Source organism: Pseudoalteromonas sp. MM1 (assembly GCF_030296835.1).
Taxonomy (GTDB): domain Bacteria; phylum Pseudomonadota; class Gammaproteobacteria; order Enterobacterales; family Alteromonadaceae; genus Pseudoalteromonas.
On sequence record NZ_AP027922.1, the window covers coordinates 1272132 to 1288106 of the forward strand.

Below are 15975 nucleotides of genomic sequence, written 5' to 3' on the forward strand. Positions count from 1 at the left end.
ACCTTACACAAAATATTCAAATAACATGAGAGAGGCAAAGCTCAGTACAAAAAAGCCAAGTAGCCAATAGTTTATTGAGTCAAACTTACCCGGAATTAAGTACCAGCCGTTTTCTTTTTCTGGACGATTTTGATCTTTAAATGCTTTTAACTGACCTTTGATGGTGTATTCGTTGTAATCTTTTTGAAAGCCATCAAATGTAATACTTAACGAAATACTAAATACAAGGCAGGTTATTGCGCCTATTGCACAGTACCAAGGCCACGCTATATCGGTATAAAGGGCACAAATAGCAACAGTAATAAACGACACCAAAGTACCTATTAGTAAGCCTTTTTCGGTGGTGTGCTTTGAGAAAAACCCAAGCGCAAACATGCCAAGTTGTGCACCGACAAAGTACGAGCCTACTTTAGTAAGTATTTCTAAAATTGAGCCTTGGCTGTACAGGTGGTACATAATGGCCGGAATAATAATGATCACCGCCCAACCAAGCGTAAATAAGCGAGTTACATTTAAATAGTGAGCGTCGTTTTTTTCAGGGGCAAAGTACTTTTTATAAAAATCGATAGTACTTATGGTCGAAAGTGAATTAAGCGCAGAATCGAGGCTCGACATAGAAGCGGCCATTACCGCAGCAGCAATAATCCCCATTAATCCTGGTAGGCCATAGTCGGCTGCAAATTGTAAAATAATTAAGTTGTCGTTTTCAAAAGTGCGCCCGCCGTAGTAGCTATAAAACAGCACACCCATAAATATAAAGAACAAGTAAATAAAGAACGCGATAAAGCCCATTAATAAGTACGACTTTTTAGCATCGCCAATATTTTTAGCTGCGAGCGTGCGTTGCACCATCATTTGGTTAGTGCCATAGACAGTAATGTGGTACAGCGACATAGCCAACACGCCAGACCACACGGTAGTCACTTGGGTAAAGTCGAGCGAAAAATTGAGCGGATCTAACTTACCTTGGGTTTTTAGCTCGCTAAGTGTTGCGCTAAATGAGCCATCCATTGAAGTAATAAGCGCATACATAATAATACCTGCCCCTATAAACAAGATGCCTGACTGAATGACATCGGTCCATATAACGGCGGTTATGCCACCTAACATAGTATAAATAAGGGCAATTATAGTGACCAAAAATATGGCGGTTATAACGTTTATATCAACAATAAAAGCCAGTACGAGTGAGGTGGCGTAAAGCACCGCGGCTGAGCCCATTGTTTGTGATATTAACCAAATGGTAGAGATAAGTAAGCGGGCTTTTTTACCAAATCGACGCTCTTGGTATTCGTAAATAGAGGCCACTCCAGCGTTGTAAAAAAACGGAAAAAACAAACACACTACCGCCACTATAACCAGCGGGTAGTTTAGGTGTATGGCAATAACCGAAAGTCCTTCTTTGTAAGACCACGCAGGAGCACCTAAAAAAGTGAGCGCACTGACATAAGTAGCAACAACCGATATACCAATAGCCCACCAAGGTGTCGTTTTTCGACCTATATAAAAGTCGTTTGCGCTACTGATTTTTTTACTAATTACAAACCCAAGAATTAGGTTGGCAATTATGTACCCGATGAGAATGCTCCAATTCAACAATCCAAAATCATTCATAATTAATCCTGTTAGATTAGGTTTACGGGCTTGAGAGCCTATTTGTATTTTTTATTTTGAATCATCATGAATCACTTTGACTTCGAAGTCAATTCTCATTAGTATTATTTTAAAGCAATTTATAACTTACCATTCACAGGCTTTTAATTACTCTTTAAATGCAATACATTTTGTTAAAGTGTGCTTAACGGCGGTTTGAAGATACTAATTTGACTGCGAAAACAATGAGGAATAATCATGGCAGATATACTTAAAGATAAACAACTAGTTCGTCAATTTCATACTGCACTAGAAAAAGCACAGGGCAATAACTTACAAGCCGTATTTAAAGAGTTTATGGCTAATGAATATAGCTTTAAAGGGGTGCACCCTTTTAATGAACTTGAGTGTACTAATGATGTAATTGCACAAGTTTGGCAGCCATTATTTAGCTCGTTTAGTGCGCTGCAACGCCGTGAGGATATTTTTATTGCAGGGCAAAGCGAAGCCGACGGCGGCCAGTGGGTGATGAGTATGGGCCATTTTATGGGCTTATTTGATAAAGACTGGCTAGGTATTGCGCCAACCCATAAGCTTGCCACTTTGCGCTATGCCGAGTTTAACTGCGTTAAAGACGGAAAAATAATTCAGACCGGCTTTTTTGTCGATATTATTGGCCTTATGATGCAAGTGGGGCTAAACCCGTTGCCGCTTTCTACAGGGCAATATTTTACTTATCCTGGCCCGCGTACGCACGATGGTATTCGTTTAGGTAAAAGTAGCGATGAGCAAAGCGAAAAAACAATGGCGCTGGTAAATCAAATGATTGATAACCTTACAGCGCTAAATAAAAGTGGGGTTGATACGTGCCCACCTGAAGTACTTGCTAAAACGTGGGACGAGAACATGGTTTGGTATGGCCCAGCAGGGATTGGCGCTACTTACACAATTGAGCGTTACCAGCAACAACACATGTATCCGTTTAGAGAAGGCCTAACGGGTAAAGTGTTTAACGGCCATATTTGCCGTTTTGCTGAGGACGAATTTGCCTGCTTTTTTGGTTGGCCTAACTTAACTAACACGGCCATAGGTGGGTTTTTAGGCCTACCAGGTGCCAATACCCCAGCAGATATGCGCGTGGTTGATGTGTATCACCGCGAGGGCGATAAATTAGTAGAAAACTGGGTCATTATTGATATTCCTTATTGGTTAAAACAGCAAGGCCTAGATATTTTAAAGCGTACCCAAAGTATTGCTAACCCAGGCGCTTAGCCTAATTTAGCTACAAAAAAAGCTCTGTTTAACAGAGCTTTTTTTGTTTATACGGCTTTAATTGCTAGGGCGCAAAGTTTAAATAGCGGGCTTTGCTAAGCTCTTTCATGCGGGCGAGTACATCTACCCCAATTTGATGGTACACATCAAGCATATCTATCAGTACCCAGTTTTCGCGAATTAAGTTATTCTCGGCTCGCCAAAAGTCGAGACTACGCATTGTTATTTGCTGATTTGCGGGCGCAATACCTAACCAACCATCATTACTAATAGTCATGCTCATCCCTGGCCACGCGGTAAAGCCAACATAGTTTTCATCGGCAAATAAGTATCCTTTACTTGCATCACCTACTCGGTTTGGCAGTGCATTTAAAAATGGGATTTGATGCCAGTTTCTAAACCCTTTTATACCTCGTGCAGTGCCTATGCTACTTGGCCCATACCAGCTACAGTGCGGGTGCCAAAATTGTTCTAGTTTCATGGCTGCTATACCGCCTTTGGCATAAAAACCTAAATGCTCGCACATGTCGCCCACCAATTTTAAGCTTTGTGCGGCGTGCTCTGCATTGTATGCGTTTGTAATTAGTCCATCTTGCGTTGCAGGGCCTGGTACATGCCACTCTTTACCTAAACTCACCGAAAGTGGCCATACATTAGCTTGCATCATTACTTCAGGAATATCCCAAATAGCTTGTACTTCTACCACTTTGTTATTTTTAATGCGGTAAAATTCATGAAAACGCATGCTTACTTGGTGCCCTGTTGGGGGGATATCAAGCCATGGTTTTTCAAACGAACCGGTATAATAACCACAACAACCTACCCAGTCTGAGTCGTTTATTGAGCTACCGGCCATAACAATTGTATCGCGGCGCTCTAGGCCAATAAATGCCTTGCTAAGTGGTAAATAGGCTTGCTCAATAAGTGCATTAGGGTTGGCAAGTGTTTCAAACGGGTAACATAGCTGCACGAGTGCATCATCGGCAAATACGCTATTAATTTGTGCTTGTAGGGCTTTTTGATCAAAGTTATAAAGTGCTTCTCTAAACCCTTGTAGTAAGTTTTTGTTTTTATTATGTAAGTTCATTATTTTAACGCTCCCATTGCACTATCGAACTCGTTACGCAATTGCTTTGCGCCACTTAATAAAAAGCTATGATCAGAGCCTAATAAGTAAAAACTTACCCCTAATGATTGCCAGTGGTTTAGCTCACTTAAGTTACCCACAAACATGCCACAGCATTTATTATATTTTGCTGCTGCCTTAGCTATTTTAGTGACTGCCTCTATGACAATTGGAGCGCTTGGGTTGGTTTCGCCAAGGGAAATAGTTAAATCCATACGGCCTATAAAAATGCAGTCTATTTCATCTATTTGGCACAGTTGCTCTATGTGCTCTAGTGCATCGGCGTCTTCTATTTGCGCAATAATACAGGTTGATGACTTATTGGTTGCTAGGTTATCGGTTAAGGCATGGGTTGTGTAACCTGCAAAACGGCTTGAACCGGCATAGCCTCGGCCGTTATTGCCATAAAAGCAGTTTTTAATAATTGCTTTTGCTTGTTCAGGTGTTTTTATATGTGGGAGTACAAGGCCATCTGCGCCTATATCTAAGCTGCTTAGTAACGTGGCGTGGTCGGTATTACTAACACGTATAAGTGTGGGCATATTTTTAGTACGCGCTGCCATTATGCAGCTATCTAAATCGCCTCTATCAAACGGCGCATGCTCTGCATCAAGGCAAAGAACGTCAAGATTAGTGTGGGCTAATACTTCCGTATTGTGATAATGCGTGCTTTTAATAAAGGTACCTAGCAGTAGCTGTTTTGCATTTAACTTTTGCTTTAAATTCATGATAAAGACTCCAACCAGTCTAATAAAATTGCGTTTACCGTATTACTTCGTTCAAGTGGGGCAAAATGGGCGCAATGACCAAGTAATACAAGGTCACTATTAGGCGCTGCTTCATGCATGGTTTGCTGAATATTTACTGGGCATAGTGGGTCATGCTCGCCCCCAATAATGAGTAGCTTTTTAGTACTTTGTTTTATTACATTTAATGTATCATCGCGGGTGCCAAGGGCGCTCAATTGGGCGCTAAAGACATTAATACCAAGATCATATGCCATGCTAAGTATTGTGTCTTCATAGGCTTTATGTGTTTGGTAAAAGTAGTGAGGTAAAAAGTCGCGTTTAAGCAGGGCTTCTAAACTGGTGCTTTTGGCATGTTCAATTTGTTTGAGCCTAATTGCAGGGCGCTCAGGTTTATCGGCTAAATAATTGCTCGATATCAAACACAAGGAGGTAACAAGCTCAGGGTGTGATTTTAACAGTGCTAGCGCAACAATTCCGCCCATTGAAAAACCAATAAATGGGCCGGGCTCTTGCGCTATTTTTTTGCAAAGCTCTACCATTTGCAAAATGCTAGATTGCTCTGTAAAAGGAATAACACATGGTGTAAATCCTGCATTTTGCAGTGCGTTAATTTGCGCTGCAAACATGCGGTGATTACATAGCGTACCAGGTAAAATATAAACAGGATTTTTGGCCACAAAAATTCCTTAATTTAACGTTTTTTAATAGAGTTCCCTTCAATTAATGAACCAGTAAACACTCGCACCTCTGCAGCCGCTTGTGGGTTTTCAATGCGCTCCATTAAAATATCAACAGCGGCTTTGGTAAGCTGTTTCATAGGCTGTTGTACTGTGGTTATTTGATAGTTGTACCATGAAGAGGCATTAATACCATCAAATCCTACAACTGATATGTCGTCGGGCACTTTAATGCAAAAGTTTTCTTTTAGTTCATCAATTACGCCAATAGCCATTGCGTCATTACTGCATATTATGGCATCGGGCTTAGGGTGTTTTTTTAACCATTTTTTAAGTGCATCACGTGCTGATTTATACCCATAATCACCATAAATAACAGGGGTATTTTGTACGCCCAGAGTGTGTAAATAATTCTCGGCTATTTCTCTGCGCTCGTTTGCAACATCCGAGTCGGTAGGGCCTGAAAGAATTAAATACGATTTATGATTAGCTTGGTGTAATAAATCGATTAACTGTTTAATGCCTTTGTCGTGATTACAGCAAACGGTGTTTGCATTTGACTCCGGCACATGGCGGTTATAAAGCACTATAGGTGTACTGTGTTTAGCAAATAAGTTTAAGCTTTTACTATCAAAGTGAGCGGCTAGGGCTATTACACCATCAACTTGGAATGTCCAAATGTTTTCGAGTAACTCGTCTAGCTCGTCTGCGTTATCAAGCGTAAAGAGCAGCACACGTTTATTGTTCAGTGCCAGCTCTCTATTTAGCTCAGAAAGCACCTCTGGGTAATTCAGGTTTGCTTGCGATGACAAAATAACCGCAACCATCCCCGACTGTTTGGTGATCAACATACGGGCAATAGCATTAGGGCGATAGCCCATTTCATTGGCCGTTGCGATTACTTTTTCACGGGTTTTTTTAGAGACACTAAAACCAGGTCTAAAAACACGTGATACCGCTGACTGCGATACGCCCGCCTCACGGGCAACATCGTATGAGGTGACTCTTTTTTGCTTCAAGGTTTATTTCCTATATCGTCTTACACGAATGTCTGCTTGTTCTTTGTGGCCTGCGAACCCTTCAGCAGCACATAATCGTGAACAATACTCACCAACAACAACCGAGGCTTGCTCTGTTACTTGCTGAAAAGTACATGTTTTTATGAATTTACCTACCCATAGTCCACCAGTATAACGCGCAGCTTTACCTGTGGGTAGTGTATGGTTTGTACCAATACACTTGTCACCATAAGATACGTTAGTTTGTGGGCCTAAAAATAAAGCGCCAAAGTTTTGCATGTTTTCTTTAAAGTAATCGGTATTGCTGGTCATTACTTGTACGTGTTCAAACGCTAAGTCGTTGGCTACCTGTAACATTTCTTCGTAAGTGTCACACACTATCACCTCGCCGTGATCTTGCCACGCTACGCCTGCAATATCAGCTGTCGGTAAAATAGTAAGTTGCCTTTGCACCTCAGCCATAGTGTCTTTTGCTAATTGCTCTGAGTTGGTAAGTAAAATAGCAGGAGAGGTAGGGCCATGCTCTGCTTGACCAAGTAAATCAGCTGCACATAGTTCCCCATCTACGCTGTCATCAGCAATAACAAGCGTTTCGGTAGGCCCTGCAAATAAATCTATACCAACGCGACCAAATAGCTGGCGTTTTGCTTCGGCAACAAACGCATTACCTGGGCCAACGATCATATCTACTGGCGCAATAGTTTGTGTACCAATTGCCATTGCCGCTACCGCTTGCACGCCGCCTAAACAATAAATTTCATCGGCGCCTGCCATATCCATAGCGACTACAATCTCAGGTGATGGCTTGCCATTAAACGGCGGAGCCATGGCTATTACGCGTTTAACACCCGCTACTTTAGCGGTTAATACGCTCATGTGCGCAGAGGCTAATAGCGGGTATTTACCACCTGGCACATAACAGCCTACGCTATCCATAGCGATATGTTTATGGCCAAGGGTTACGCCAGGTAGAGTTTCTACCTCTACGTCTTTCATTGAGTCACGTTGTATTTGTGCAAAATTACGTACTTGGCTTTGTGCCCATTTAATATCGTTGATTAATTGATCATCAAGTTGTGTATAGCAGGCTTTAATTTCGTCTTCTGAAAGTTTGAAAGACTCCGGAGTCCAGTTGTCGAACTTTTCAGAGTACTCTCGAATGGCTGCGTCACCTTCGGTTTCAACATGCGCTAAAATATTTTCTACAATATCTCTTACTGATTGATTTTGTTTTTGTTTTGAGTCAATTGGTTGACCCTTTTTTAAATGCTTTATCATTGCTAATGTCCTTAGTGAATCGTTGTTATATACACATTTGATGAGACGTATTGGTTAAATAATGTCTTGCATCTAACTGCACTCTAATTAATAATGACTTCGAATGCAATATAGAATTTAGGTGAGCAAATGGGATTTGATAAAACGCTTTTAGTGGGTAAAACCATTTTGGTGACTGGTGCAGGTAAAGGTATTGGTAAAGCATGCGTAGAAAAATGCGTGGATGCAGGGGCTCAGGTTATTGCAGTAGCACGTACCCTCAGTGATTTACAAACACTACAGCAATACGCGCCTTCGCAAATAGAAATTTGGCCGCTAGATATTAATAGCGATGCTTTTTTTGAGCGTTTAAAGGCGCTAAAAACACTCGATGGGCTGTTAAATAACGCCGGTATTAATCGGGTTGCGCCAATGCTTGAGCAAACAGATGAGAATATTGACGATGTTATTGCGATGAATATTCGCAGCGTTTATAAAATTAGCCAAGCGGCACTGCCTGCGCTAATAAATTCTGGCGCTGGTGCAGTAGTTAATATGTCGTCGCAAATGGGGTTTGTTGGTTCACCTAAACGTACTTTGTATTGCATGAGCAAACATGCAGTTGAGGGATTGAGCAAAGCAATGGCGGTTGAACTTGCCGATAAAAATGTGCGCGTGAACACTGTAGCCCCTACCTTTGTAGAAACCCCAATGACCAAACCTATGCTAGAAGATGCGACATTTAAGCAGTTTGTTTACGACATGATCCCACTGAAAAAAATTGCTCAAACCGATGATGTTGCCAATGCTTGTGTGTTTTTACTAAGCGGCCTTTCGGCAATGATCACCGGTACAAGTATTAAAATTGATGGCGGTTGGACCGCTCAGTAATTAGTTTAGGAGAGAGTAATGAGTTTATTTAAAGAGCGCTTAGTAAGATACGATGATTTAATTGCGTGTAAAAACGCCTTTATAGACACGCGCTCGCCGGGGAGCGATCAAAAAGAAAACTTTACAATTATTGGTCCAGGTGTTGCCGAAAACCCAAATCAACATGTGCATATTTCTATTCCTCATGGGTTTAACATTGGTGGTGCGCGCCAACCTGCAGGGTGTTTAAATTCGCAGCATAGCCATTTAACTGAAGAAATTTTTGTAGTTCACAGTGGTACGTGGGCTTTTTATACTGGTGTTGACGCTAAAGATGCCAAAGTGATTTTAAATGAAGGCGATATTATTTCGATCCCGATGGATATATTTAGAGGGTTTGAAAATGTTGGCAACGGCGTAGGCTATTTATATGCGGTACTTGGAAGTGATAACCCTGGTAGGGTACTTTGGGCTCCGCAAGTATTCGACATGGCAAAAGAATACGGACTAATTTTGCTAGAAAATGGCAGCTTAGTAGATACCACGTTAAATGAAACAATTCCCGATGGCGTTAAGCCCATGGCAGTTACCAGTCAAGAGCAAATAGCGCAGCACCGAGTAATAACCGATGAAGAGCTGGCACAAACTGTGGTTAAAGCCAGCAACTTTAACTGGAATAAACGCTCGTACCTTAGCCAGTTTGACGGCGTATATGAAGCGCCATTAGTCGGTAATTTAAATGCCAAAACATGTATTCAAACACAGTTAAATTGGCCTCATGGTTTTAATATTTCTGCGTTAAAGTTACAACCTGATGCACAAGTTGCGCCCCATATTCGTTTTGAAGAAGAGGTTATATTTGTTCATCAAGGAAGCGTAACAATAGACTTAGGTGATGAAGTATTAACGCTTAACCAAGGTGATACTTTTTCAGTGCCCATTGAGCAAGTAAGAGCCTATAGCAATAATAGCCAAACCGACTGTGTGCTTTATATAACGCGCCGCCACGATATGCCAAAAGACCCGCACTTTATTTAAATTTTAATGCCATAAATTATTTAAGGCACTTAGCTTGTTTTAGCTAAGTGCTTTTTTCGTGGTAAAAAACCAGTCACTAGCATAGTACCCATAATAACAAATAATGCGCCGAGTAATGTATTTGGCCCAATTTGCTCATCTAAAATTACATGCCCCCAAAAAATGCCAAATAGTGGAATTAAAAACGTGACCGTTAAAGCTGAGGTTGGGCCTATATCGTCAATAAGTTTAAAAAACAAAATATAAGCAAGTGCGGTACACACCACGCCAAGGGCTAACACGCCAAGCATAACGTCGGTACTAGGTACTTCGCGAATAGGCATAAAAAGTATAAGGGGCAGTACTATAAAACTGGCTGCCCACATAGAGCCGTGTGCGTTATCGAACGGGGCAAGCTTAGGGGCATTTTTTGTATAATGTGATGCAATGGCATAACACAGTGAAGCGCTTAGCGCTGCTGCGATAGCAATAAGTGACTGAGTATTTAATACAAGATGATTTTGCCCAACTAAAATTGCCACGCCTATTAAACCCAGCAGCAAACCTAAAACCATACTTTTTGTGGGTTTGGTTTTGCTCCAAATAATACCCACTACAGCGCCCCAAATGGGGGTTGTAGAATTTAAAATAGATAGGGTGGATGCGCTAATAGTTTGTGCAGCATACGCAAAAAATAAAAAGGGAAGGGCAGAATTAAGTGCACCAATGATGAAAAAGTGCTTGGTGTGATGGGTAAACGCCAAGCGGCGTTTTAAATACAGTGCAACTATAAATAGTGTGAGTGCCGCAAAGCCGACTCTAAACTCTATTAACACCGCTGGACCTAGGCTGTTTGCCGCCATTCGCATAAATAAAAATGACGCGCCCCAAATAGCAGCCAGAAAAAATAATCGAAGTAAACTTGCTAAGCTCATGATAGTATTTTAATTATACAAATTGATTTACAGAGTAACAGGCTTTGCAATAACTGTAAGCCAGATTCGGTACTCGCATATAAAAATAATAAAAAAGGAATAGTCATGAGCCGATATTTACTGATCACAGCAATAATAGGACTAGGTTTATTAAGTGGTTGTGGGTCTACGCCTATTAATTTATACGATGACACAACCATGAAAAAACATGAGTATAACGGGATAAAAGCGTATAAAAAAGGAGATTTTAAACAAGCCTTTATGTACCTAAAAGACCCTGCAGCGCTTGGTTATAAAAGTGCGCAGTACACATTATCGTTTATGTTTTTAAAAGGGCAGTACTTAACACAATCTACTAACATGGGCATGGGCTGGCTAGGCGTTGCAAAAGAGGCTGGAGTTGAAAGTTGGCAGGCGCAATACAATACCTTTTATAACGCGGCTACTTCAGCGCAACAGCAACAAATAGACGAAACCGTTGCGTTGTACATTAGCCAGTATGGTAGTAAAGCACAAAAAATGACGTGCCGTCGCTCAACTACCCCAAGACGCACGTTTGGCGAAATTAAAATTGACTGTAACAAACACGAGGGCACTGTGACTAAATACGAGGTGCAAACAAAAGAGTAATGCTAAGAGGTAGCTTGCTTTTGTTCAAAGTCACTTTTTACAATTTCGAGCGCTTTTAATACATCCTCTGGAGCAATCTCGTGCTGCTCCAAAAGCATAATTAAATCTACCGCAAGTTTTACATGTGTAGGGGCGTTATCAAGTGGGCTGGTCATTTAAATCTTTCTTTTTTGAAATTTGGCTAATAGCAACATCAATAGCGGTTTGCACGCGCTCTTCCATGTGTATACGTTCACTTTGCGGTAAATAAAAGGCCATATCTACATCGTAGCGAATATAGCGAGGGGGAAGTTGATTGAGCACCGTACAACAAAAATCGGCCATTACATCTTCACTGTAAACTTTATCTAGTTTACGTTTAATGATTTCTTCAACCACAATTTTTTCGTAAAAGTTATGTATGTCGTCGTGCAGTCGCATCGTGCTAGCGCCTTTTATGGAGTCCGTTTATTTGAGTGTATACTAAGCACTAAAATAAATCGATAGCCGCTTTAAATAGTTGTTTATGCACATTTATTAACGACTCTACGTTGCGCTGATAACCGCCACCTAAAGCGCACATGAGTGGGATGTTATTATTTTTACAATAATTGAGTATGTAAAAGTCGCGATTGTAAACTCCCTCAAGTGAGACGTTAAATAACCCTAGCTCGTCTTTTTCGTATATATCGGCCCCTGCGTTATATAAAATAATGTCGGGGTTATGAATTCGCACGCAAAATTCAAGGGCTTGTTTTAGCGTTGTTAAGTACTCGCTATCTGATGTGTTGGCAGGCAGGGCAAAGTCGTAATCGGATTGCTGCTTTAAGCGCGGAAAGTTTTGCTCGCAATGAATAGAGCAAGTAATAATAGCGTTATTATGTTGCGTAATTTGAGCCGTGCCATCGCCTTGGTGTACATCACAATCAAATATTAATACGGTATCGACTTGGTTTGTGTTGATTAAATGCGCGCCAGCCACAGCTAAATCGTTAAAAATACAAAAGCCACTGCCGTAATCGCTATATGCATGATGATAACCACCACTTAAATTAGCGCAAAAGCCATGTTTTAGTGCGTATTCGCTGCCTTGAATACTTGCCCCAACTGAAAGCAGCGTACGCTCTACTAATTCGCGTGAATACGGGAAACCCATTTTTTTAATTGCTTTATTACTGAGCGTGGCGTTTAAAAAATCATTTATGTATTCTTGGCTATGGCACAGTGCGAGCTGCTCGGGCGTTGCTTTGGTTGGTGTATTAAACTGTGTAGTACCAAAGCCTAAGCGTTCTATTTCTGCTTTTAGCATTTGGTATTTTTGAATAGGAAAACGGTGGCGCTCAGGAAGCGTTAAAGCACTGTAGAGCGGGTGGTAAAAAAGCGGCATTAGCGTAATTGTTGTTTTTCGACTTGTTGAATTTTATCTTCGGTGGCCGAAATTGCTTTACGGCAACGCCCTAAACGCGCATGCGTGGTTAAAATTTCCATATTAAGCTTTTGTGCTTGCGCTGGGCTGGCTTTTTCCATTTGAAGCTTACGCTCTTCAATCATTAACACTAAGCGTCGTTCAAACTCATGGTTTTGTTTAAGCTCGTCGTATAGCTCATGCGATGATTGCATAATTTTTTTTACGGCTTGCTTATAAACCGTATTTTTTGGCCTTGGTTTATACTGGCTTTTGTTTTCTTTTGCCCAAATAGGAGTCGATTTAATAACATTAAATACTGCTTGTACTTGATTACCTATACGCTCAAGTGCATAAGCATAAGCATGGCGGTGGTCACTGGGTGGTAAGCTGGTAATTTCGTCTTCAATTTCTGTTACGTAGTCAGTTAGGTTCATGCTTTTAGTACTAAATACGCCGCGGTCAAATAAACTAGGCTGCGCCTGCATATAGCGGTTTTTAGAAAACAACTTTGCGCTATCAAATTGCTCAGCTTGTTGTTTAAGCGTAGCAACTTGTTGGCGTAATTTATCTAACGCGTGTGTTTGCATTTACAAATAAGCCTCGTAAATCAGTTTTAATGCTAGCAGTATAACCATAGTGTTAAAAACAGGGCGAATAAACTTACCGCCAAAGCGAATGGCTGAGTGAGCGCCAATCCAAGCACCTAACATTATAAAAAAGCCCATGATTAGGCCTAATAAAAAGTTTACATGACCAAGTGCTACAAAGGTAATAAGCGATATAAAATTAGATACAAAGTTCATTGAACGGGCTAATCCACAGTTAAGCAGCAAGCTCATTTTATAAAATAAACTATTAGATGCGGTCCAAAAAGTACCAGCGCCTGGGCCTGCTACGCCATCAAAAAAACCTAACGCTAAACCCTGCAACCACTGCTTTAGTTTAAGTATTGGGGTTACTTTTGGTAAATCATCCCCTTGTGTGGTGCTTAAGCTACCAAACAAGCTATAACAGGCCACCATAATAATAATGATAGGCAAAAGCTTATTTAAAAATTCAATACTTAAATGATCAACTATTAACGTACCAATCACAGCGCCTATGGCGGTAGCAAAAATGGAGTTTGCCCAAAATGTAGGACTAAATAGATTTTTTTTATAATACGTGTAGCTGGCCGTTAATGAACCAAAGCTAGCCGCAAGTTTATTGGTGCCAAGCGTTACATGCGGTGGCAAGCCTGCGGTGAGTAGTGCAGGGACTGTTAATAAGCCGCCGCCGCCGGCAATTGCATCAATAAAGCCTGCAGCAAGGGCCGCGGCGCATAAAACAGCCAGAGTTGTGGGATCTAAAGCAAGTTCAAACATTAATAATCTATTTGTCTTTTAAAAGGTGGTAAGGTGTCGAGCATGGCTTTGCCGTAGCGCTTAGTAACTAAGCGTCTATCGAGAATGGTTATACGGCCTTCATCGCTCTCTTTTCGCAGCAGTCTACCACAGCTTTGTACCAATTTCTTTGCTGCATCGGGCACCGTAATAGACAAAAACGGATTACCGCCTTTACTTTGTACAAATTCGGCTTGGGCTTCTTCTATTGGTGATGTAGGTACTGCAAACGGTATTTTTGTAATGATTAAGTTTTCTAAATATTTACCAGGTAAATCAAGCCCTTCAGAGAGGCTTTGCGTACCAAATAAAATACTACCTTTGCCAGCATCGATATTTTGGGTGTGCTTTTTTAATAATGCCTCGCGCGACATTTCGCCCTGCACTAATAAGTTAAAACCTTTTGTTCTAAGAAACTTAGCCACATGGTCCATTTGCCAATACGATGCGAACAACACTAAATTGGCTTTGTTTGTGTTTAAGTACTCAGGCAAGGTTTGCGCTATATGATCACTAAAGGCCTTGTCGGTTGGCTCAATTTTACTTACCGGAATTCTAAGTGTTGCTTGTTTAGGGTAATCAAAAGGAGAGGGGACCTTAATAAACTTAACACCTTCTTCCTTTGCTAAGCCACTTTCGTATGCAAAGTGGTCAAACGAGCCGAGGGCACTTAAAGTAGCCGAGCATAATACCGCCCCTGCGCATTCATTCCATAGTTTGTCTTTTAAGTAGTAGCCAACTTCGATAGGACAATCACTTAATAGGTGATCGTGATGGTTTTTATATTCTAAACGCTTTATCCACCTAGCGTGGGGTGTGCCTTCGCCTTTATTTGCATAGCTATACCACAGCTTATTTAATTGCTCTAAGCGGTTTATGTAGTGTCCGCTTTCGGCCAAAACAGGGTCGGCAACGTAGGGTTTTATATCGCCATCGCTTACATCTTGCGTGAGGGTATCGTGCATTTTATTTAAACAACGCAGTGCATCTAGTGTAGCGTCACTTATATCTTTAGCTTTGTTGTGCAATGATTTTGGTATTTCGCCATGCTCAAAACGGTATGTGTCGTCTTTTGAATATTCAAAGTCGGCATTATCAAGAATATCACGCACTACTTTTAAGTCTTTATTAGCATCGTTAATGCTATCGCATAGCTTAAAGTTTTGCCCAATGGCTTTTTGCCCCACTAGTACCTTAGACATTTTGCCGCTAAATTTGGTGAGCTTATCGAGCCAATCAATAGTGCCTTTAATAGTGGCCGCTGCCGATGAAAAGTCGCGGGTAATATGCGCAAGGTGGTGCGCTTCATCTATTACATAAATAGTATTATCGGGCTCGGGTAAAATTTTACCACCCCCTAAATCCAAATCAGCGAGTAATAACGAATGATTAATTACTAGTACATCCATTTGCATAAGCTGATTACGAGCAAGCTGAAATGGACAAGTTTGGTGGGCTTTCATTTGGCGTTGGCAAGCGTGTTTATCGCAGGCGATTAAGTTCCATACCCTGTCGGGTATGGTGTCGGCCCAGCTATCTCTGTCACCTTGCCATTGTTTATTTACATATGCATCGTAAAGACCTTTTAAGCACTTTGTTTCCATATCACTTAGTGGCGAGGTAAGTGTGGGCATAAACTCCATTTGCGTTTGGCTATCGCCATTAACTGCGTTATGTAATTTATGGGCACATATATAGCGTTGCCTACCTTTTACTAGGTCAAACTTAAAGTCGAGCCCAGAATGTTTTTTAAAAAAAGGCAGCTCTTTTGCTATTAATTGCTCTTGCAGGGCCACGGTAGCCGTAGAAATAACCAGCTTCTTTTTTTGAGCAAGGGCAAGCGGTAACGCGCCTAAACAATAAGCAAGCGACTTACCAGTACCAGTGCCTGCCTCAATAACACATATACGCTGTTTTTTATGGTATTCGCCGGCAAGTGTTTTTGCTATTTCGGCAACTAGGTAGTTTTGACTACTACGCGGACGATAATCAGTAAGGTTACTAGCCACATGCTGGTGTACTTGCCTAATTGTTTTTTTTAGTTGGTCAGAAAGCATGAGG

General features: G+C 41.2%; 17 protein-coding genes. 4 read left to right on the top strand and 13 right to left on the bottom strand.

What is annotated here, in order from left to right; translation table 11 throughout:
- Positions 1-3: 3 nt before the first annotated feature.
- On the bottom strand, positions 4-1614 hold the full coding sequence (locus tag QUE46_RS05775; RefSeq protein WP_286246654.1) for a sodium/solute symporter: 1611 nt from the start codon (positions 1612-1614) through the stop codon (positions 4-6).
- A gap of 237 nt (positions 1615-1851) precedes the next feature.
- Between QUE46_RS05775 and QUE46_RS05780 the strand changes: the two genes are divergently transcribed.
- On the top strand, positions 1852-2865 hold the full coding sequence (locus QUE46_RS05780) for an ester cyclase (RefSeq protein WP_286246656.1): 1014 nt from the start codon (positions 1852-1854) through the stop codon (positions 2863-2865).
- A gap of 64 nt (positions 2866-2929) precedes the next feature.
- On the opposite strand, the gene QUE46_RS05785 is transcribed toward QUE46_RS05780, so the two are convergent.
- From QUE46_RS05785 to hisD, 5 genes are read right to left on the bottom strand one after another with little or no spacing between them, the layout of a single operon-like run.
- Positions 2930-3952, bottom strand: coding sequence for an ester cyclase (locus QUE46_RS05785; RefSeq protein WP_286246658.1), 1023 nt, complete (start codon positions 3950-3952; stop codon positions 2930-2932).
- Complete coding sequence (locus tag QUE46_RS05790; RefSeq protein WP_286246659.1) at positions 3952-4719, bottom strand: HpcH/HpaI aldolase/citrate lyase family protein; 768 nt, start codon at positions 4717-4719, stop codon at positions 3952-3954. Before QUE46_RS05790 ends, QUE46_RS05785 begins: the two co-directional genes overlap by 1 nt.
- A complete protein-coding gene (locus QUE46_RS05795; RefSeq protein ID WP_286246662.1) occupies positions 4716-5417 on the bottom strand; it encodes an alpha/beta fold hydrolase in 702 nt (233 codons plus the stop codon). The genes QUE46_RS05790 and QUE46_RS05795 overlap by 4 nt, the downstream gene beginning before the upstream one ends.
- 14 nt (positions 5418-5431) lie before the next feature.
- Positions 5432-6436 carry a LacI family DNA-binding transcriptional regulator gene (locus QUE46_RS05800; RefSeq protein WP_055013932.1) on the bottom strand — a complete coding sequence of 335 codons (1005 nt, stop codon included), beginning with the start codon at positions 6434-6436 and terminating at the stop codon, positions 5432-5434.
- A gap of 3 nt (positions 6437-6439) precedes the next feature.
- On the bottom strand, positions 6440-7714 hold the full coding sequence (gene hisD / locus QUE46_RS05805) for a histidinol dehydrogenase (protein ID WP_055013931.1): 1275 nt from the start codon (positions 7712-7714) through the stop codon (positions 6440-6442).
- 129 nt (positions 7715-7843) lie between these two features.
- Here hisD and QUE46_RS05810 point away from each other — a divergent pair, with 129 nt between their 5' ends.
- Both QUE46_RS05810 and QUE46_RS05815 read left to right on the top strand, forming a co-directional pair.
- Positions 7844-8584, top strand: a complete 741-nt coding sequence (locus QUE46_RS05810) for an SDR family NAD(P)-dependent oxidoreductase (RefSeq protein WP_286246667.1) — start codon at positions 7844-7846, stop codon at positions 8582-8584.
- 18 nt (positions 8585-8602) lie between these two features.
- The gene (locus tag QUE46_RS05815) at positions 8603-9601 is read left to right on the top strand and encodes a cupin domain-containing protein (RefSeq protein WP_286246668.1); all 999 of its coding nucleotides are present in this window, start codon (positions 8603-8605) and stop codon (positions 9599-9601) included.
- 29 nt (positions 9602-9630) lie between these two features.
- Here QUE46_RS05815 and QUE46_RS05820 read toward each other — a convergent pair whose 3' ends face one another.
- Positions 9631-10515 carry a DMT family transporter gene (locus tag QUE46_RS05820; RefSeq protein ID WP_286246669.1) on the bottom strand — a complete coding sequence of 295 codons (885 nt, stop codon included), beginning with the start codon at positions 10513-10515 and terminating at the stop codon, positions 9631-9633.
- Positions 10516-10620: 105 nt separating this feature from the next.
- On the opposite strand from QUE46_RS05820, the gene QUE46_RS05825 reads away from it, so the two are divergent.
- A complete protein-coding gene (locus QUE46_RS05825) occupies positions 10621-11145 on the top strand; it encodes a sel1 repeat family protein (RefSeq protein ID WP_286246670.1) in 525 nt (174 codons plus the stop codon).
- A gap of 2 nt (positions 11146-11147) precedes the next feature.
- Here the strand turns inward: QUE46_RS05825 and rsmS are convergent, their stop codons facing one another.
- Genes rsmS through dinG form a run of 6 tightly spaced genes read right to left on the bottom strand, consistent with a single transcriptional unit; the run spans position 11148 to position 15971 of the window.
- Entirely contained in the window at positions 11148-11300 is a 153-nt protein-coding gene (gene rsmS, locus QUE46_RS05830; protein WP_286246671.1) for a pleiotropic regulatory protein RsmS, read from the bottom strand.
- Positions 11284-11565: a late competence development ComFB family protein gene (locus QUE46_RS05835; protein WP_286246673.1), complete on the bottom strand. Its 282-nt coding sequence runs from the start codon at positions 11563-11565 to the stop codon at positions 11284-11286. The genes rsmS and QUE46_RS05835 overlap by 17 nt, the downstream gene beginning before the upstream one ends.
- A 49-nt stretch (positions 11566-11614) precedes the next feature.
- Entirely contained in the window at positions 11615-12511 is an 897-nt protein-coding gene (locus QUE46_RS05840; protein WP_286246675.1) for a histone deacetylase, read from the bottom strand.
- Entirely contained in the window at positions 12511-13119 is a 609-nt protein-coding gene (locus tag QUE46_RS05845; protein WP_286246677.1) for a primosomal replication protein, read from the bottom strand. Before QUE46_RS05845 ends, QUE46_RS05840 begins: the two co-directional genes overlap by 1 nt.
- Entirely contained in the window at positions 13120-13896 is a 777-nt protein-coding gene (locus QUE46_RS05850) for a TSUP family transporter (RefSeq protein ID WP_055019232.1), read from the bottom strand.
- Positions 13896-15971 (bottom strand): ATP-dependent DNA helicase DinG, encoded by a 2076-nt coding sequence (gene dinG, locus QUE46_RS05855; RefSeq protein ID WP_286246683.1) that lies wholly within the window; start codon positions 15969-15971, stop codon positions 13896-13898. The genes QUE46_RS05850 and dinG overlap by 1 nt, the downstream gene beginning before the upstream one ends.
- Positions 15972-15975: the final 4 nt, after the last annotated feature.